This window comes from Saccharopolyspora karakumensis, from assembly GCF_004349225.1.
GTDB classification, from domain to species: domain Bacteria; phylum Actinomycetota; class Actinomycetes; order Mycobacteriales; family Pseudonocardiaceae; genus Saccharopolyspora; species Saccharopolyspora endophytica.
In genome coordinates this window covers 21707-38790 of the sequence record NZ_SMLA01000052.1, presented here as the reverse complement: position 1 = coordinate 38790, position 17084 = coordinate 21707, and the positions used below count along the sequence as shown (strand labels likewise).

18 protein-coding genes are annotated in these 17084 nt (G+C 70.8%); 6 read left to right on the top strand and 12 right to left on the bottom strand.

The genetic code is table 11. From position 1 onward, the window contains the following. Window positions 1–111: 111 nt before the first annotated feature. Together E1202_RS25270 and E1202_RS25265 are read left to right on the top strand one after the other, a co-directional pair. Complete coding sequence (locus E1202_RS25270; protein ID WP_132685622.1) at window positions 112–1089, top strand: chitinase; 978 nt, start codon at window positions 112–114, stop codon at window positions 1087–1089. Window positions 1090–1252: 163 nt separating this feature from the next. Beyond that, complete coding sequence (locus E1202_RS25265; protein WP_132685621.1) at window positions 1253–1540, top strand: MGMT family protein; 288 nt, start codon at window positions 1253–1255, stop codon at window positions 1538–1540. Between the two features lie 105 nt (window positions 1541–1645). On the opposite strand, the gene E1202_RS25260 is transcribed toward E1202_RS25265, so the two are convergent. The 5 genes from E1202_RS25260 to E1202_RS25240 all read right to left on the bottom strand — a co-directional run bounded on the left by E1202_RS25260 (window position 1646) and on the right by E1202_RS25240 (window position 6941). After that, entirely contained in the window at window positions 1646–2449 is an 804-nt protein-coding gene (locus E1202_RS25260; RefSeq protein WP_132685620.1) for a uroporphyrinogen-III synthase, read from the bottom strand. A 46-nt stretch (window positions 2450–2495) separates the two neighbouring features. Further along, window positions 2496–3293, bottom strand: a complete 798-nt coding sequence (locus tag E1202_RS25255) for a TIGR02569 family protein (protein WP_235878992.1) — start codon at window positions 3291–3293, stop codon at window positions 2496–2498. Window positions 3294–3417: 124 nt separating this feature from the next. After that, window positions 3418–4590 carry an adenylyltransferase/sulfurtransferase MoeZ gene (gene moeZ / locus E1202_RS25250; RefSeq protein ID WP_132685618.1) on the bottom strand — a complete coding sequence of 391 codons (1173 nt, stop codon included), beginning with the start codon at window positions 4588–4590 and terminating at the stop codon, window positions 3418–3420. Between the two features lie 179 nt (window positions 4591–4769). Continuing rightward, window positions 4770–5813 carry a DUF3152 domain-containing protein gene (locus tag E1202_RS25245; protein WP_235878991.1) on the bottom strand — a complete coding sequence of 348 codons (1044 nt, stop codon included), beginning with the start codon at window positions 5811–5813 and terminating at the stop codon, window positions 4770–4772. Window positions 5814–5912: 99 nt separating this feature from the next. Further along, window positions 5913–6941 carry an alpha/beta fold hydrolase gene (locus E1202_RS25240; RefSeq protein ID WP_165943977.1) on the bottom strand — a complete coding sequence of 343 codons (1029 nt, stop codon included), beginning with the start codon at window positions 6939–6941 and terminating at the stop codon, window positions 5913–5915. A gap of 117 nt (window positions 6942–7058) precedes the next feature. Between E1202_RS25240 and E1202_RS25235 the strand changes: the two genes are divergently transcribed. Beyond that, window positions 7059–7679 carry a TetR/AcrR family transcriptional regulator gene (locus E1202_RS25235; RefSeq protein ID WP_132685617.1) on the top strand — a complete coding sequence of 207 codons (621 nt, stop codon included), beginning with the start codon at window positions 7059–7061 and terminating at the stop codon, window positions 7677–7679. A 114-nt stretch (window positions 7680–7793) separates the two neighbouring features. Here the strand turns inward: E1202_RS25235 and E1202_RS25230 are convergent, their stop codons facing one another. Next, window positions 7794–8675, bottom strand: a complete 882-nt coding sequence (locus tag E1202_RS25230) for an alpha/beta fold hydrolase (RefSeq protein WP_132685616.1) — start codon at window positions 8673–8675, stop codon at window positions 7794–7796. Window positions 8676–8728: 53 nt separating this feature from the next. Here E1202_RS25230 and E1202_RS25225 point away from each other — a divergent pair, with 53 nt between their 5' ends. After that, window positions 8729–9472 carry a TetR/AcrR family transcriptional regulator gene (locus tag E1202_RS25225; protein ID WP_132685615.1) on the top strand — a complete coding sequence of 248 codons (744 nt, stop codon included), beginning with the start codon at window positions 8729–8731 and terminating at the stop codon, window positions 9470–9472. Window positions 9473–9531: 59 nt separating this feature from the next. On the opposite strand, the gene E1202_RS25220 is transcribed toward E1202_RS25225, so the two are convergent. Together E1202_RS25220 and E1202_RS25215 are read right to left on the bottom strand one after the other, a co-directional pair. Then, window positions 9532–9759, bottom strand: coding sequence for a DUF3107 domain-containing protein (locus tag E1202_RS25220; RefSeq protein ID WP_132672916.1), 228 nt, complete (start codon window positions 9757–9759; stop codon window positions 9532–9534). A gap of 96 nt (window positions 9760–9855) precedes the next feature. Beyond that, on the bottom strand, window positions 9856–10542 hold the full coding sequence (locus E1202_RS25215) for a ferritin-like fold-containing protein (RefSeq protein WP_132685614.1): 687 nt from the start codon (window positions 10540–10542) through the stop codon (window positions 9856–9858). Between the two features lie 494 nt (window positions 10543–11036). Between E1202_RS25215 and E1202_RS25210 the strand changes: the two genes are divergently transcribed. Both E1202_RS25210 and E1202_RS25205 read left to right on the top strand, forming a co-directional pair. Next, window positions 11037–12608: a DEAD/DEAH box helicase gene (locus tag E1202_RS25210; RefSeq protein ID WP_207918908.1), complete on the top strand. Its 1572-nt coding sequence runs from the start codon at window positions 11037–11039 to the stop codon at window positions 12606–12608. A 122-nt stretch (window positions 12609–12730) separates the two neighbouring features. Beyond that, window positions 12731–13933, top strand: a complete 1203-nt coding sequence (locus tag E1202_RS25205) for an Rv3212 family protein (RefSeq protein WP_132685613.1) — start codon at window positions 12731–12733, stop codon at window positions 13931–13933. A gap of 61 nt (window positions 13934–13994) precedes the next feature. Here E1202_RS25205 and E1202_RS25200 read toward each other — a convergent pair whose 3' ends face one another. From E1202_RS25200 to E1202_RS25185, 4 genes are all read right to left on the bottom strand, one after another. Then, the gene (locus tag E1202_RS25200; RefSeq protein ID WP_132685612.1) at window positions 13995–14354 is read right to left on the bottom strand and encodes a hypothetical protein; all 360 of its coding nucleotides are present in this window, start codon (window positions 14352–14354) and stop codon (window positions 13995–13997) included. Window positions 14355–14452: 98 nt separating this feature from the next. Further along, window positions 14453–15304: a RecB family exonuclease gene (locus tag E1202_RS25195; protein WP_132685611.1), complete on the bottom strand. Its 852-nt coding sequence runs from the start codon at window positions 15302–15304 to the stop codon at window positions 14453–14455. A 35-nt stretch (window positions 15305–15339) separates the two neighbouring features. Continuing rightward, window positions 15340–16212, bottom strand: coding sequence for a PHP domain-containing protein (locus tag E1202_RS25190; RefSeq protein ID WP_132685610.1), 873 nt, complete (start codon window positions 16210–16212; stop codon window positions 15340–15342). A 281-nt stretch (window positions 16213–16493) separates the two neighbouring features. Next, window positions 16494–17066, bottom strand: coding sequence for a PH domain-containing protein (locus E1202_RS25185; protein ID WP_132685609.1), 573 nt, complete (start codon window positions 17064–17066; stop codon window positions 16494–16496). Between the last annotated feature and the right edge of the window lie 18 nt (window positions 17067–17084).

Here is a 17084-nt window from a genome sequence, read left to right as displayed (position 1 = left end):
AACCAATTTTGCGGTCTGGCAGATTTCCTCCCATCGCGGGCCTCCCCCGCCCGTGACCTGCGAATTCGCGCAGCCCCGATCGCGCGACGCAACCCCGAAGAAGGAGGAAGCGTGAGCAAGATCCGCACGAGCCTGCTCGCCGGCGCCGCCGTCCTCGGCACGTTGGCCCTCGGCGCGGCCCCGGCGCTCAGCGCCGAGGAACCCAGCGCCGCCACGAGCCCGGTCGCCGCCTCGCCGTACCTGTACAACGGCTGGGGCAGCCCGCCCGCGCCCGCCGATGTCATGAACGCGACCGGCATCAAGGACTTCACCCTCGCCTTCATCAATTCAGACGGCGGCTGCAACCCCGCTTGGGACGGTCAGCGCCCGCTGGACGGCCAGGACAAGGCCACCATCGACGCGATCCGCGGCGCCGGCGGCGACGTGATCCCGTCCATCGGCGGCTACTCCGGCACCAAGCTCAGCGAGGTGTGCGGCGACGCCCAGCAGCTGGCCGGCGCCTACCAGAAGGTGATCGACGCCTACGGGCTCAAGGCCATCGACATCGACATCGAGGCCACCGAGTTCGAGAACCAGGCCTCCCGCGACGAGGTCGTCGAAGCGCTGAAGATCGTCAAGGAGGCCAACCCCGGCCTGCTGACCGTGGTCACCTTCCCGACCACCACCACCGGCCCGAACGACAACGGCAAGGCGATGTTCGCCAAGGCCGCCGAGGTCGGCGCGAACATCGACGTGTGGACGCAGATGCCGTTCGACTTCAACGGCTCCGACATGGCCGCGGACACCATCTCCGCGACCGAGGGCCTCAAGGAAGCGCTCAAGGCCGGCTTCGGCTACAGCGACGCCGACGCCTACGCGCACTCCGGCATCTCGTCGATGAACGGCAAGACCGACGTCGAGGGCGAGCTCGTCGACCAGGCCGCGTTCCAGAAGATGGCCGACTACGCCAAGGAGAAGGGCCTCGGCCGCTTCACCTTCTGGTCGGTCAACCGCGACCGCCCGTGCAGCGGCGGCGCCGTGGACTCCTGCAGCGGCATCGACCAGCAGGACTGGGACTTCTCCAAGATCGTCGCCGGCTTCCAGGGCTGACGCTCGGTCCCCGCAGGCGACGGCCCGCCCCTCCCACCCGGGGCGGGCCGTTCCTGTTCTGGCCCGGATCGACCCGGCGAGAGCGACATCGATCATGGACTGTTCGGGCAGGACCGTCCGCGAAGCGACCGGGACCGCTCGGCCGTGCGGTAGCTTTCGGTGCGTGGATGAGGAGACGTTCGAGCGGGTCCGGGCCGTGGTCGCGTCGATCCCCCCTGGGCGAGTGCTCTCCTACGGCGACGTCGCCGAGCTCGCCGGTCTCCGGTCCGCGCGGCTCGTCGGGCGCATCATGTCCGAGGACACCGCCGACCTGCCCTGGCACCGCGTGCTGCGCTCCAACGGCACCGTCGCCGACCACATCCGCCACCGGCAGCTCGAACTCCTCCGAGCCGAAGGCGTCCTGGTCCAGGACGGCAAGATCAACATGCGCCACTACCGCTGGTCCCGCTGACCCCTCACCCGAAGGACGACACCCCCGCGTGTCCGCCGAGGCCAGAGCCTCTCCGCGAAGCGACCATTCCTGGTGACGTCGGGCTTCGCGGGAGGTTGGAACGGGTCAGGTGTTGCGGTGGGGGAGCTCGTCGGTGATGAGGCGGACCAGGGCCGCGGTGCGGGCTCGGTCCGGGATCTCGTGGGGCAGAGCGGCTTTGGCGATGGGGGCGGCGGTGACCGGACCGACGCAGGCGATGAGGACGTTGTCGCGCAGCGCCTTTCGGAGCGCCTCGCCCCGGTCGGTGCGGTCGGCGCGGGCCAGGAAGTTGGTGGCGGCGGGAGCGCTGGTGAACGGCAGGGCGTCCACCTCGCCCGCGACGACCGCGTCGATGAGGCGGTCCAGCGGGTCCAGCTCGACCGGGTCGGTCCAGCGGTAGACGGTGACCGGCACGACCTCGGCGCCGGCTTCGGTGAGCGCGCGGCGGAACTCGAGCATCGGGTCGCCGTGGACCTGCAGCACGACCCGCTTGCCCGCCACGCCCTGTTCCAGCAGGTAGTCGAGGATCTCGGCGGATTCCTCGCTCGGCGAGGTCCACTCCTCGCGCAGTCCGGCCCCGCGCACCGCGCCCTTGGCCTTCGCGCCCCGCGCCATCACCCGGGCATCGCCGAGGTGCGCCAGGAGAGCCTCGCCCGAGGCCTCGAACCAGCCCCGGAAACCCATGCCGGTGATCGCCACGACGAAGTCCACCGGGGCCGAGAGCACCCGCTCGGTGGCGTCGGCGAGCTCGCCGTCCTCCGGCAGCGGAACCGTGTGCATCGCGGCGCCGAACAGCACGCGAGCACCCCGGCGGGCCAGCAAGTTGCCGATCTCCTCGGCCTTGCGCTCCGCCGTGATCCCGACCGTGAAACCGCTCAGAACGTCCTGCACGCGCCCATCGTCACACAACCACCCGCGCGGACCGAGGCGAAGCCCGTCACAGGACTTCGAGCACGACCTTCGACGCGCGCTCCAAGCCCGTCAGCGTCTTCGCCGATGAGCGAGGGTGCAGCGCGTGCACCGCGAGCCGGAACAGCAGGGCGCGCAGCAGCGCCTGCGGCCAGTCGGTCAGGTGCGACCAGCGCTCCACGATCGCCGGATCGGCTCCGCCCCAGGCCAGCGAGTCCACGACCACCACGGCCGCGGCCCACTCGGCGGGCCGCCAGTAGGCGTTGAAGTCGATCACCCCGGGCGAGGCGCCGCCTGCGAAGAGCACGTTGCCGAACAGGTCGCCGTGCACGACCTGCGCCTGCAGCTGCACCGGGCGCCGCGAACCGGCCAGCACGTCGTAGAGCCTGCCGCCCTTCTCCTGCGGCAGCGCGTAGTCCTCCTCGCCCCACGCCATCCGGTCGGACAGCGCGTAGATGTCCTGGCGCAGCTGCAGGAACCGCGGCCGGGACAGGAACCTGCTGGCCGCGTGCAGCCGCAGCGACATCGCCACGACCTCGTCGTGCCGCGGCTCGGGACGGCCCATGACGTCGCGGCTGGCGGACCAGCCCGAGACCACCCAGCGGCCGTCGGTCGAGCGGACCGGACGCGAGATCCGGACGTCGTCGGGTTCCAGCACGTCGAGGGTCTGCGCGACCCACGCGGCTTCGGCGGTGTTGGCGGCCGGCTTGAGCACGATCTCGCCGCAACGCCACGCGACCGCGCCCTCCAGCGCCTCGGGCTCTTCGACACGCGCGCCGAACGCCGCGCACACGTGCGGCGGTGGCGGCTCCGGCGTAGCACTCACGCGCCAGACGCTACCTCGAAGATCGCGGATTGGGCAGCAGGCGCTCCGCATCTAGCGGTTCTCGTGCGCGAAGAGCGGTGCACCGGTTCCTCGGAACCGGTGCACCGCTCTGGCGTGACTTCGATCAGTAGGTCGGCAGGCTCTTGTCGACCTGGTTGGCCCAGCCCAGCACACCGCCACCGACGTGCACGGCGTCGGCGAAGCCGGCCTTGTGCAGCGCCGCCAGCGCCTCGGCGGAACGGCCACCGGACTTGCAGTGCAGGACGATCTTGCGGTCCTGCGGCAGCTCGGACAGCGCCTCACCGGACAGGATGCGGTCCTTGGGGATCAGCTTCGAGCCGTCGATCTTGACGATCTCGTACTCGTGCGGTTCCCGGACGTCGATCAGCTCGAACTTCTCGCCCCGATCGAACATGTCCTTGAGCTCCTGCGGCGTGATGGTGCTGTTCGCCGCGGCGTTCTGCGCGTCGTCGGAGACCACCCCGCAGAACGCCTCGTAGTCGATCAGCTCGTTGATCGGGTCGGCGTTCGGGTCCTTGCGGATCTTGACGGTGCGGTAGCTCATCTCCAGCGCGTCGTAGATCATCAGCCGGCCCAGCAGCGTCTCACCGATGCCGGTGATCAGCTTGATGGCCTCGTTGACCATGATCGAACCGATGGAGGCGCACAGCACGCCCAGCACGCCGCCCTCGGCGCACGACGGCACCATGCCGGGCGGCGGCGGCTCGGGGTAGAGGTCGCGGTACTGCGGCCCGTGCTCGGCCCAGAACACGCTGGCCTGGCCCTCGAAGCGGAAGATCGAACCCCACACGTACGGCTTGCCCAGCAGCACGGCGGCGTCGTTGACCAAGTACCTGGTGGCGAAGTTGTCCGTGCCGTCCAGGATCAGGTCGTAGTCGCGGAAGATGTCGAGGGCGTTGTCCGAGGTCAGGTGCGTCTGGTGCAGGTTGACCTGGACGTAGGGGTTGACCTCGGCGATGGAGTCCTTGGCCGACTCCGCCTTCGGGCGGCCCAGGTCGGACTGCCCGTGGATGACCTGGCGGTGCAGGTTCGACTCGTCGACCTCGTCGAACTCGACGATGCCGAGCGTGCCGACCCCGGCCGCGGCCAGGTACAGAAGCGCCGGGCTACCGAGCCCGCCGGCGCCGACCACCAGGACCTTGGCGTTCTTCAGCCGCTTCTGCCCGTCCATCCCGACGTCCGGGATGATCAGGTGGCGGCTGTAGCGCGCGACCTCTTCCTTGGTCAGCTCCGACGCCGGCTCGACCAGCGGCGGTAGCGACGTTGCGCCGGACATTCCCAGCTCCTCCTCTGGTGGCGGCACCGCTCGCTGCGAGAGCGGCCGGTGCCTCAAAAGCGTCCACGTGTTGACTCGAAGGCAACACGGAATCTGCAACGCAAGCCTGAACGATCCGATTCCCCAACCCAAACTACTCCCAGCATCCGGGACGGCGGCCGGCTCGCGGGACGCCGCGCCTAGAAGCCGGGCGCGACCGGGAACGGCCAGGCGTTCGGGCGGCAGACGAAACCGTTCGCGTCGATCGTCGTGCCCTGGTCGGCGACCTGGTTGAGGTCGTGCAGCTCGTTGTTGGCGACGCTGAAGGTCTGCTGCATCATCACCGGCGCCAGCGCTCCCTGACCCGGGCAGCCGACGTGCTTGTTGGCGAAGACGTGGCCGACCTCATGGTTGATGGCGTAGCGGCGGTAGTTGCCGATGTCACCTTCGAACGACACCGCGCCGCGCACCCACCGGGCCGCGTTGATGTAGACCATGTCGCCCTTGCGGCACGAGCTGTCGTAGGGCACGCCCGCGGTGTAGTCGCAGGCCTCGCGGGCCGTCTGCTGGCTGACCAGGATCACCCGGAAGTCCGGGCGCGGACCGCTGGAGTCGACCCGCTGCAGCGAGATGCCGCCCGCCTCCGGGTTCGTCCAGCTGCGCGGGTCCGACAGGGTCGTCTGCACCAGGTTGCCGAACTCGGCGTTGGGGTCGGGCAGCTGCACGCCGACCTCCAGCTCCACGCTGTAGCGGTAGAGCTGCCCGGAGCCCACGACCGGGGACGTGCCGGGCAGCACCTGGAAGGTGCGGGCACCGGTCTCCGGGATCGGACCGCCGGGAGGCAGGTCGGCGGAGAACATGTTGACCGGGAAGGTCTGGCTCGGCGGCGCCTCGCGGACGATCGGCTCGCCCGGCCCCTGCTCGGCGATCGGCGGCGGCCCGGTCAGCGCGGCGTTGACATCGCCCGGGCGCACGGTCTGCAGCACCGCGAGCGCGGTGATGACCACCAGCAGCGGCAGCGCGTAGACCCGCCATCCGTAGCGGCCCAGGACGCTCTTGCGGTGCCTGGCGCGGTAGTTGCCCTGCGGCGGCTCGGGCGTCCAGGAGGCGGCCAGCGGCTCGTCCCCGGGTGCTTCACCTCGCCGCCGCGACCGGTCCGCCAGACCACGCGACTCACGCGCGGAACGGTCCGCCGGATGGCGGTCTTCCACGGAGTCGCTGGAGGGCTGCGGCGGGCGGTTCACCCCAATAGCGTGCCACAGCCCGACCAGCCAACTCCGTCACACCGACCACTAGGGGTGAGCACCGCCGAAAAGATCACCCTTGTTGCGTAAGAGCGCCTTTCACCAGGTGTCGGACAGCGCGAGCCCCAGGATGGCGCGCGCCACCATCGCAGGGCGTTCCAACTGGGCGACGTGACCGGTGCGCGGCAGCACGAGCAGCCGTCCACGCGGCAGCAGCGTCGCCGTGCGTGGTGCCTTGCGGACTGAAACCACCCGATCGTTGTCACCCCAGATCACCAGTGCGGGCGCGCCGACCCTGGGCAGCAACCGCCACAGCGAGCGCGCCGGCGGCGTGACCCAGGAGCGCATCAGCTCCACGGTCGTGCGAGCCAGCGCCGCGGTGGCCCACGGCAAGCTCGCGCGCTCGGCGAACTCCTCCGCCGCCTCGTCCAGGCGGTGCGGCGGGACCCGGTCCGGCTCGGCGAAGCACACCCGGACCAGCTGCTCGGCGCGTTCCCTCGGGGTGACCTCCGCGAGCCTGCGGCGAGTGGGCGGTCCGACGACCGGCAGCAGGGCCAGGGCCAGCCGCGGATCGGAGATCCGGCTCGGGCTCGGACGCAGGTCCGGCATCGCCGGGGAGATCACCGTCAGCGTGCTGACCAGGTCAGGACGCCGCACGGCGACCTCGATGGCCACGGCCGCGCCGAAGGAGTTGCCGGTCAGGTGCACAGCTCCGGCACGCAGCTCGGTCAGCAGCCGGATGATCAGGTCGGCGTTCTCCTGCCGCGTGTAGCCGAAGCCCGCCGGAGGCTGCGAGCGGCCGAAACCGGGCAGGTCCACCGCGACGCTGCGCAGGTGACCGGACATCTGGGCGGCCAGGTCGGTCCAGTTCGTCGACGACCCGGCGAGCCCGTGCAGGTGAACGGCGGTCTCCGCGCCGGGCGGCCCCTCCGTCTCGCGGACGTGCAACCAGGCCGTACCGGAGTCCTCGGCCGCGGGCAGGTCTATCCTGCGACCCTCCGGAGGACGCAGGTGGGGATCCAGCGCGGGGAGGCCGTCGGCCAGCGGCACCCGCGTCAGGGCGTCGCGATCCAGCCGGTTCCGCCTCGCAGGCCGGTGCAGGTTCACGTCGGTCGCACGCGTCGTCATCGGTACAGGATGCAGTCCGAACCGGACGGATTGCGGTAAGCGGCTTTACTGGCGAGTAGAGTCGGGGAAGTTTGGGGGCTGCATGGCCACCGATCGCGGCGGAAGGAAGAGGCGAGGATGACCGGGACCGCGCAGCCGAACAAGGGGATCCGGTTGCCGCGCGACGCGCGCCGGGCGCAGCTGCTCGAAGCTGCGCAGTACGTGTTCGTGCACAACGGTTACCACGCTGCGGCGATGGACGACATCGCCGAGCGCGCGGGAGTGAGCAAACCGGTCCTCTACCAGCACTTCCCCGGCAAGCTGGAGCTGTACCTGGCGCTGCTGGAGACCCACGGCAACGAGCTCGTCCGCCGGGTCCGCACGGCGATAGAATCGACCGCCGACAACAAGCTGCGCGTGCGCGCGGCCATCGGCGCGTTCTACGAGTTCGTCGCCAGCGAGGACCAGGCCTTCCGCCTCGTGTTCGAATCCGACCTGCGCGGTGAGCCCGCGGTGGAGAAGGCCGTCGAGAACTCGCTCTCCGGCTGCATCGACGCGATCACCGAAGCCGTGACGGCCGACGCCGGGCTGGACGCCGCCCGAGCCCGCCTCCTCGCGGTCGGGCTCGTGGGCCTCGCCCAGGTCACCGCCCGCGACTGGCTCGACGAGCAGCAGAAGATCCCCCGCGACGAGGCCGTCAACCTGATGTCGACCCTCGCCTGGAAGGGCCTGGCGGGCTTCCCCCTCCAGACGCCCTGACCCGACGAGGTCCAACCTGCCTCTCGCACCCGGGCGTGTCCGTGCAGGTCAGAGCCGTTCCCGAGCAGGGGGGTTCGAACTTCGCGAAATCGAAACCCCCCTGGTCGGGTGACGTCAGAGCAGCGTGGCCAGGCGTGCGGTGAGTTCCTCCGTGCGCTCCAGCGGGAGCATGTGGCCCGCTCCCGGGTAGAGGTAGAACCCGGCGCTCGGCAGCTCCTCGGCGATCTTCTCCGCGTGGTCGGGCGGGGTGAGGCGGTCCGAGCCGCCCGCGAAGATCAGGGTCGGGATGCCGTCGAGCCTCGACAGGGCCTCGGCGCGCTCGTGGGCGGCGAGCGACTCGCGATAGCCGGCCATGTTCACCGGGTGGCACCCGGCCAGCCAGGACGCGGTGGCCGCCACGTCGTCGCGCTGGGGCCGCTTGCCGAACAGCAGCCAGCGGACACCCGGTCGCAGCCAGCCGGAGGCACCGCTGACCCGCTGCCCCTGGGCACCCGCCAGGTAGCGCCGGAGCACCCGCTCACCGGCGTTGAAGACGTCCGCACCGGGCTTGGGCAGGCCGAAGCCGGGCTCGGCGAGGTTGCCCGAGGAGGTCGCCACGAGCGCGACCCCGCGCACGCGGTCGAACACCTGCGGGTGCTGCTCGACGAGCGCCATGATCGTCATGCCGCCCATCGAGTGCCCGGCCAGCACGAGCTCGCCCTCGGGCACGCGGTCGGCGATGAGCTCGGCGAGGTCGTCCGCGCAACGGCGGATGGTGGCGTCACCGGGTCTGGCCGGACGGCTGCCGCCGTGACCGCGCAGGTCGTAGCGCAGCGTCCGCACGTTGCGCCCGGCCGCGGCGGGCAGTCCGGCGGCGACGCGGTCCCAGGTGTGCTTGCTCAGCGTCCAGCCGTGCACGAACACCGCGGTGACCGGGGCGTCCGCGGGGCCCTCGTCGATCAGCCGCAGCCGGGCGCCGTCGCTGGTGGTGAACTCGGCGGGAGTAACCGTCTGCAATTCCGCTCCATCAAGATTGCGTGTTACCGGTGGTAACAGTAACCTCAGGTAGCGTGAGTCACAGTGCCCGGCATGTCAAGGCTGCCCGAAACGACGAGCACAAGGGCGACGCCCGCAAGGAGCGGTGGCGCGAGCACCGGCTGGCCCGGCGCGCCGAACTCGTCCAAGCGGCCGTGCGCGCGATCGGCGAGCACGGCGCCGAAGTCGGCATGGACGACATCGCCGCCGAGGCCGGCGTCAGCAAACCCGTGCTCTACCGGCACTTCAGCGACAAGAGCGACCTCTACGTCGCCGTCGGCGAGTGGGGCACCGACCTGCTGATGCAGCGGCTCCGGCCGCTGTTCAAGATCAACGGCTCCGCCAACGAGCTCATCCGGCGGCTGCTCGACGCCTACCTGGGCCTCATCGAGGAGTACCCGGACCTCTACCGGTTCGTCGTGCAGCGCAACTTCACCGACCGGCCCGTCGCCAGCGACCCGGTGTCCAACGAGAAGACCGTCATCGCCAACTCGCTGGCCAGGCTGCTCGGCCGCTACATGCGCGCGCTGGGCCTGGACTCCGGCGGTGTCGAGGTGTGGAGCCACGGCCTGGTCGGTCTCGTGCAGGCCAGCGGTGACTGGTGGCTGGACCGGCAGACGATGAGCCGCGACGACCTCACCACCTACCTGGCGCAGGTCATCTGGTCGGGCATCGACGGCGTGCTGCGCTCGGCCGGGCTGGTCCTCGACCCGGACGAGAACCTCGACCTGCTCGACGAGACCTACCTGGAGGTCGTCCCCGACGACGAGCTCGGCTGACACGCGTCGAGGGGCACCCCGGAAACCCGGGATGCCCCTCGACCAGCTCGAATCGGGCGTCAGCCGACCCCGAAGCCCACGCGCGGCACGTCCGCCGGACCGATCTCGATGTAGGCGATCTTGGTCGACGGGATGATGATGCGCCGCCCCTTGCTGTCGTCCAGCGCCAGCACGCTCGCCTCGTTCTTCAGCGCGTCGGAGACCAGCGACTCGATCTCCTGCGGGGACTGCCCGCTGTCGACCGTCAGCTCGCGCGGACTGTCCACGACGCCGATCTTGACCTCCACGCCGAACCTCCGTAGGGCACTAGAAACGATGTGACTGCGCAAGGCTATCCCAGCCACCCGGCGAGGCACTGGATCTGCCCATTCGCTAAGAGCGAATCAGCCCAGGCCGAGCCGGCCCATGCGCTTGGTGTGGTTGCTCTGCAGGCGGCGGAACATCGCGCCTATCCCGGTGAGGTCCCCCGAGCCCTTGATGATCAGCTCGGCCAGCGCGTCGCGCTCGGCGACCACGTGCTGGGCCTGGGTGATCGCCTCGCCCAGCAGGCGGCGTCCCCACAGCGTCAGCTTGTCGCGCAGCGAGCGGTCGTCGGCGCAGGCCGCCTGCACCTCGCGCTCGGCGAACGCGGAGTGGCCGGTGTCGGCCAGCACCGTCAGCACCAGCTCGCGCGTGTCGGCCTCCAGCCACTCGGCGACCTCGCGGTAGAAGTCCGCGGCCAGCCCGTCCCCGACGTAGGCCTTGACCAGCGATTCCAGCCACGAGTGCGGCGCCGTGGAGGAGTTGAACGCCTCGAAGGGCTGGGCGAAGGGCTGCATGGCCTCGTCGACCGCGACCCCGCGCGCGGCCAGCGCCTGCTCCAGCATCCGGTAGTGGCCGATCTCGGCCGCCGCCATGCTCGACAGCGCCGCTCGGCCGGTCAGCGTCGGCGCGGTGCGCGCGTCCTCGGCGAGGCGGTCGAACGCCGAGAGCTCGCCGTAGGCCAGCGCCGCGAGCAGGTCCACGACGCCTTCCTGGTAACGTTCGTCACTTTCACCCGGCATGGTGGCCCGCTGGTCAGCCTCGTTCATGGCTGCGAGCGTAACCGTCGGCACGCCCGAGTTATACGCGCCACGTCAGTTTTGGCTGAAGAACAGGTATCCTCGAACTCGGAGGAGCAATCGGCGTCCAGACGACGCGGTCGAACACCGTGGGGTCGGCTCCCCGAAACGTCACCGGGCGACGGGCGCCCGAGCGAGACGGCCCCGGACATGTCGGCGCGACGCGGCTCGAGCGAACGGCTCGACGGCCTTGGCGCGCATGCGATGCCGAAGAGACAACGAACCAGCCAGCGGGGTACTCGCCGCTGTAGCGAAACGAAGGCGCGCACCATTACGTCGGTGACCACGAGCACTCCGAGCAGCCGCGAAACGGCGGCCGCCGTGTGCCGGGAGGACGTCGCCACGGGATCGGCCCGAACCGGGAGGAACGCGCGCAGGTACCGAGAGAGGCGATCATTCTGACGTTCACGAACACCCAGGCCCCTGGCGGCCTCGAAGATCAGACCGGGGGCGGCGCCCCCGACATCTCGAGCAGTCCCGCGGCCGAGCCCACCGAAGAGCACCTCCCGCCGACGTTCGCCAAGCTCGACGTCCACCCGGACATCGTCAAGGCGCTCAACGACGGCGGCATCGAGCGGACCTTCGCGATCCAGGAGCTGACGCTCCCGCTGGCGATGCGCGGCGAAGACCTCATCGGTCAGGCCCGCACCGGAACCGGCAAGACCCTGGGCTTCGGCGTCCCGCTGCTGCACCGCGTGGGCGGTGCCGGCGACGGCACCCCGCAGGCCCTGATCGTGGTCCCGACCCGCGAGCTGTGCTTGCAGGTCACCCGCGACCTCACCGACGCGAGCAAGCACCTGGGCGTGCGGACCCTCGCCGTCTACGGCGGCCGCCCGTACGAGGAGCAGATCTCCGCGCTGCGCAACGGTGTCGACGTGGTCATCGGCACCCCGGGCCGCCTGCTGGACCTGGCCGAGCAGCGCCACCTGGTGCTGGGCAAGGTCTCCACGCTCGTGCTCGACGAGGCCGACGAGATGCTCGACCTGGGCTTCCTGCCCGACATCGAGCGGATCCTGCGGATGGTTCCCGAGCAGCGGCAGACCATGCTGTTCTCGGCGACCATGCCCGGACCGATCCTGACCCTGGCCCGCACCTTCATGACCCGGCCGACGCACATCCGCGCCGAGCAGGCCGACGAGGGCGCGGTGCACGAGCGCACCCGGCAGTTCATCTACCGCGCGCACTCGATGGACAAGTCCGAGCTGATCGCCAAGGCGCTGCAGGCCGAGGATCGCGGTCTCGCGATGGTCTTCAGCCGCACCAAGCGGCAGGCGCAGAAGCTGGCCGACGAGCTCACCGAGCGCGGCTTCGCCGCCGGTGCCGTGCACGGCGACCTGGGCCAGGGCGCCCGGGAGAAGGCGTTGCGCGCGTTCCGCTCCGGCAAGGTCGACATCCTCGTCGCCACCGACGTCGCGGCTCGCGGCATCGACGTGGCCGGCGTGACGCACGTGATCAACCTGCAGTGCCCGGACGACGAGAAGACCTACGTGCACCGCATCGGCCGCACCGGCCGCGCGGGTCGCGAGGGCGTGGCGATCACGCTGGTCGACTGGGACGAGGAACCGCGCTGGAAGATGATCAGCGACACCCTCGGCCTGGGCAAGCCGGAGCCGGTGGAGACCTACTCCACCTCGGCGCACCTGTTCACCGACCTGAGCATCCCGACCGACGTCACCGGGCGGCTTCCGCTGGCCAAGCGCACGCGCGCCGGCCTGGACGCCGAGCCGGAGGGCGAGTCGGGCGAGGCCAAGCGCCCGCGCCGCAACCGGCGCCGCACCCGCGGCGGCAAGTCCGAGGGCGGTGGCGAGCCGACCAGCGGTGCCCGGCAGGACTCCGACGCCGAGACCCGCCCGACCCGGCGCCGCAACCGCCGTCGCACCCGCAGCGGTGACGACGTCAACGCCGAGGTCGGCGCGCAGCAGTCGGAGGCCCCGGCCGCCGCCGAGTCCGGTTCGGCCGACGCGGGCGACCGTCCGCGCCGTCGTCGTCGCCGTCGTGGCGGCGAGGGCTCCTCGGAGTCCACCGACAACGCCTGACCTGCGAACACCCGGAAATCTCGACCTCCTCAGGGGGTCGAGATTTCTTCGTGTCAGGGCCCTTTCCCGAGCGCGGGTAAGCTCCGGGCCGGGAGCCCGTCGATGACTTTGGGGGAGTTGGTTTGGTCCGGCCGGAGCGGCGCACTCGGGGCGACCTGGTCGCGGTCGCGGTGATCGTGGTGGCCGCGCTCATCGGCTCGGGCGTGCTGTGGTTCAACAGCGACGCCCGGGCGACGATCTCGGAGACCGCGGCCGAGCCGCTGGCGAAACCACCCGTGCCGACCTCGGTTCCGGGCGCCCTGCACGAGATCTGGCGTGCGCCGAGCGCGGCGACCCCGGTGCCGGTGATCGCCGCACCGGCCGTGGTCACCGGCAACGGCAACGAGGTCCTCGGCCACGACCCGCTGACCGGCCGGGTCGCCTGGCGCTACGCGCGCGACATCCCGCTGTGCACGATCGGCACCGAGTGGGACCGGGCCATCGCGGTCTTCGCCAAGTCCGATAACTGCAGCGAGGTGACCTCGCTGCGAGGGCCCACCGGTGAGCGCGGCCCGCAGCGCAACACCGACGCCGAGTTCGGCACCCGGCTGCTCGGCGACGGCACCTACCTGACCGCCACCGGCCGCCGCTCCTTCGAGACCTGGCGCTCCGACCTGGTGCGCACTCAGCAGTTCGGCATCCCGCCGCAGCTGAAGAACCCGAACAACAACATCGAGCGCCCGGACTGCACCTACTCCTCGATCGCGGTCGGGCACGAGCGCGCGGCCGCCATCGAGAACTGCCCCGGCGAGACGGGCCGGGTCACCGCGATCAAGACCCATCCCGAGGACGACGAGAAGCCCGAGGAGATCTTCAGCGTCTCCCTCGGCAGCCGGGACGCCTCGGTGGTGGCCGTGACCGAGGAGCGCGTCGCCGTGGTCATGCGCGACGCCCCGCAGCTGGTGCTGTTCGACAACACCGGCCGCGTGGTCGCCACCCACCCGGTCCGCACCGGTCCCCTCGCCGGCGACGACAACGTGCGGGTGGAGAGCACCGCCATCGGGCGCCGCATCTACTGGCACACCGGCGCGGACACGATCGCGCTGGACCCGAAGACCCTCGACCCGCTGTGGACCGTCCCGGACACGCTGGGAGCGGGGACCTCGCTGGCGAACCGGCTGGTGATGCCGGTGCAGGGCGGCATGGCCGTCCTCGACCCGGTGACCGGTGTCCGCGAGCGCGTCATCCCCGTCGACCGCGGCGACCACACCGGCCCGGTCCGGCTCAACTCGGTGGGACCGGTCGTGCTGGAACAGCGCGGGGACACCCTGGTCGCGCTGCGCTGACCGCGAAAAAGGGCCTCCCGCACGCGGAAGGCCCTTCGGACCGGGTGGCGGTCCTAGACCGTCACCACCACCAGAACCAGAGCGATCCCAGCACCACGACCAGCACCCCGACCACGGCCAGGCCGCCGTTGCGATCGCGGTTGCGGTCGGCGTAGGTCTGCAGCGCGACGGCGATGAGACCCGCGACGACCTGCGAGATCACCGAGGCGACACCCGGCCCCTGCTGCCCGTGCGAGGTGGCCCAGAACTGGACGCCGATCAGGACCAGCGCCAGCACCAGGGACCCCATCGCCAGCGCACCGGTGAAGCTGCGCAGGGTGGTTCCCGCGGTGCTCACCTGGCGGGACCGGGCGAGTTCGTGGCGGTGCGGGCGGTTGCGCGGGGCCTCGGGGGCCGCGCGGCGCGGGCGGGGCGGCGGCATCCGGCGTGCACCGTCGCCCGGCGGCATGTGCCTTGTGCGGGGCGGTGTTCGGCGTTGCGGGGCTGGTGCGTGCATCGGCCCGTCCTCCGGTCGAAAGCTCATCCGTCCCCCAGCAGCGACCAGGGTCGCAGATCCGGTGCGGCCTGCTGTCCCTCGGTGCAGTGTGCCCGGAAATCGCACCAGGAGCAGTGCGGTCCGGTCCTGACCGGAAACGCCGTCTCCGCAACGGTGCTGGAGCCCGGGGACGCGGATTCCAGTGCGTCGGTTGCCTCCTGGAGCTCACCCGCCAGCGTTTCGGCGCGTTCCCGGAGTCCGTCGAGGGACTCGGCGGTGTGATCCCAGGCCGCGACCGTACCCGTCGGCAGGTGGTGCAGCTCAACCCGGTTGCACGGCCGGCGCAGCGTTGTGCGCACCGCGAGCGCGTACAAGCCCAGTGCCAGCGAGTTCTTCGCGTCGTCGACCCTCAGCCCGTGCCTGCCGGTCTTGTAGTCGACGACCACGAGCTCGCCGTCCCGCTCGTCGACGCGGTCCACCCGGCCCTCGGCGATGATCTCGCCGACCGGCGCCGACACCCAGCGCTCGACGGCCACCGGGGTGAAGTCGGCGGGCAGCTCCGCCACGTAGTCGTGGACCCAGCGCTGCGCGCGTCGTCGGTGCTCGGCGGCCTGGTCGGCGTCGGCGAAGCCGTCGGACTTCCAGTGCCGGTGCACCAGCAGCTCCGCTCGCTGCGGGGTGCGCTTGTCCGGGCGCAGCTCGAAGTAGGCCTTCAGCGCGTTGTGCACGACCGCGCCGAGCGTGGCGTTGGCCCACGGCCCTCCGCGCTTGGGCGCGGGTCTGTCGAGGTAGGTCATGCGGTACCGGCGAGGGCATCCCGCCCACGTCGACAGGCGGGCTGGGGTGACCCGCACGAGTTTCCCGGGAATGCCTTCCAGGCCGAGCTGCTGCTGCACGCCGACAACACTACGCAGAACGGCCGACCGGCAGGTCAGCTGATGACCTTGCTCCCGGTGCAGCGGGCGATGATTCGCTCCAACGAGTCGGGGTCCGTGGTCTCCTGGCCGATCCGGATCGTCTTGTTGGTGCCGTGGTAATCGCTGCTGCCGGTGGGGACCAGGTCCAGCTCGGCGGACAGCTCGCGCAGCTTCGCCCTGGTGGGCTCGTCGTGGTCGGGGTGGTCGATCTCGACCCCGGCGAGCCCGTGATCGGCCAGTTCGGCGACCACCTCGGCGTTGACCACCGGACCCCGCTTGTGGGCGAAGGGGTGCGCCAGCACGGTCGCGCCGCCCGCCTCGGAGATCATGTCGATGGCCCGGTGCACGGGCGTGTCGGTGCGCGGCAGGTAGTAGCTGCCGCTGCTGCTGAGGTACTTCGCGAAGGCTTCGTCGACGCTGGCGACCGTGCCGGCCGCGACCAGCGCGCGCGCCAGGTGCGGGCGCCCGCCCGGCGAGTCCGGCGGCAGCCCGGCCATGATCGCCTCGGGGTCGATCGGGAAGCCGTCGGAGGCCATCTGGTGGGCCATCTGGTGCAACCGCTCGCGGCGCTCGGCGCGCAGTCGCGCCTGCTCGCGCACCAGCGCGGGGGACGAGGGGTTGAACAGGTAGGCCAGCAGGTGAACCGTGACCCTGCCACCACGACCGTCGGGGCTGGAGCACGACAGCTCCGCGCCCGGGACCAACCGGAACGTTCCGGGACGGCCGAGTTCGCGCACGGCGCGTTCGGCTTCCGCCCATCCGGCGGTGGTGTCGTGGTCGGTGATCGCGACCGCGTCCAGCCCGGCAGCGACCGCGGTCGCCACCAGCTCGGCCGGTGTGTCGGTCCCGTCTGACTCGGTGGAATGCGCGTGCAGGTCGATGAGCACACCTCAGTGTGACCCATGACCGGCCGCGAGGATGCCTCGCGCCGGTGATCCCGGCCACGCGACGCCAACGCATCGGAGTTCGGGACTGCCCGCAAGCGGCGCAGCCGCGAGGCGACAGGAGCGCCTGAGCAACTGGCACCGCCCGGGTTCTGACACGTCGTCCGGGTGAGGACGGCACGACGCCGTGTATTGGCATACATCAGTCGTGGCGCCCGGAGGCCGGACGACGTGTCAGGTTCCGCTGCCCGCACCGCCAAGCAAGGCGATCACGGAGACAGTGGTTAGAGCTTCGCCGCTTTCCGCTTGCCCACCGCTGCGCGGCGGGCCTTGAGCATGGAGAAGCGGTCCTGCTGCTGGCCCTTCTTGTCACCGAACACCAGACCCGAGATCGCGTCCTCGACCTCGGTCGGGTTGGGGACGTACTCGATCCGGTTGAGCGCCTGGATCTGGCCCGCTGACTCGACGATCAGCGTGCCGTACCCGAACATCCGACCCATCAGCGAGCGGTGGAAGGTCAGGTCGGTGACCTTGGTGACCGGCATCATCGCCACGTTGGTGGTGAAGATCCCCTTCGTCATCAAGAATCTCTTGTCGGTCACCACGATGCGCTCCACGTACCAGTCGAGAACCTGGTAAGCGAAGCGGATCAGCACGACAAGACCGGCGTACCAGAGGATGTTCTGGAACAGCCAGGAGCTGCCGGCGGGCAGCAGGTACGACACCAGCACGAGTCCGACGAGCAACCCCGCCGCCTCGAACAGGTCCCACACCAAGCTGGCCCAGTGACGCCGAACCCGGATCACCCGGCGTTCGGAGTCCAGCAGGTACTCGTCGGGATCCCTAGGAGCGAACAACGCACCCGCCTCCCCGCG

Bases quoted from the DNA above. Each gene is read 5' to 3' on its own strand.
- E1202_RS25235 (WP_132685617.1), top strand. From the start codon at position 7,059: ATGACCGGGACCGCGCAGCCGAACAAGGGGATCCGGTTGCCGCGCGAC.
- E1202_RS25200 (WP_132685612.1), bottom strand. From the start codon at position 14,354: ATGCCGCCGCCCCGCCCGCGCCGCGCGGCCCCCGAGGCCCCGCGCAAC.
- E1202_RS25215 (WP_132685614.1), bottom strand. From the start codon at position 10,542: ATGAACGAGGCTGACCAGCGGGCCACCATGCCGGGTGAAAGTGACGAA.
- moeZ (WP_132685618.1), bottom strand. From the start codon at position 4,590: ATGTCCGGCGCAACGTCGCTACCGCCGCTGGTCGAGCCGGCGTCGGAG.
- E1202_RS25240 (WP_165943977.1), bottom strand. From the start codon at position 6,941: ATGACGACGCGTGCGACCGACGTGAACCTGCACCGGCCTGCGAGGCGG.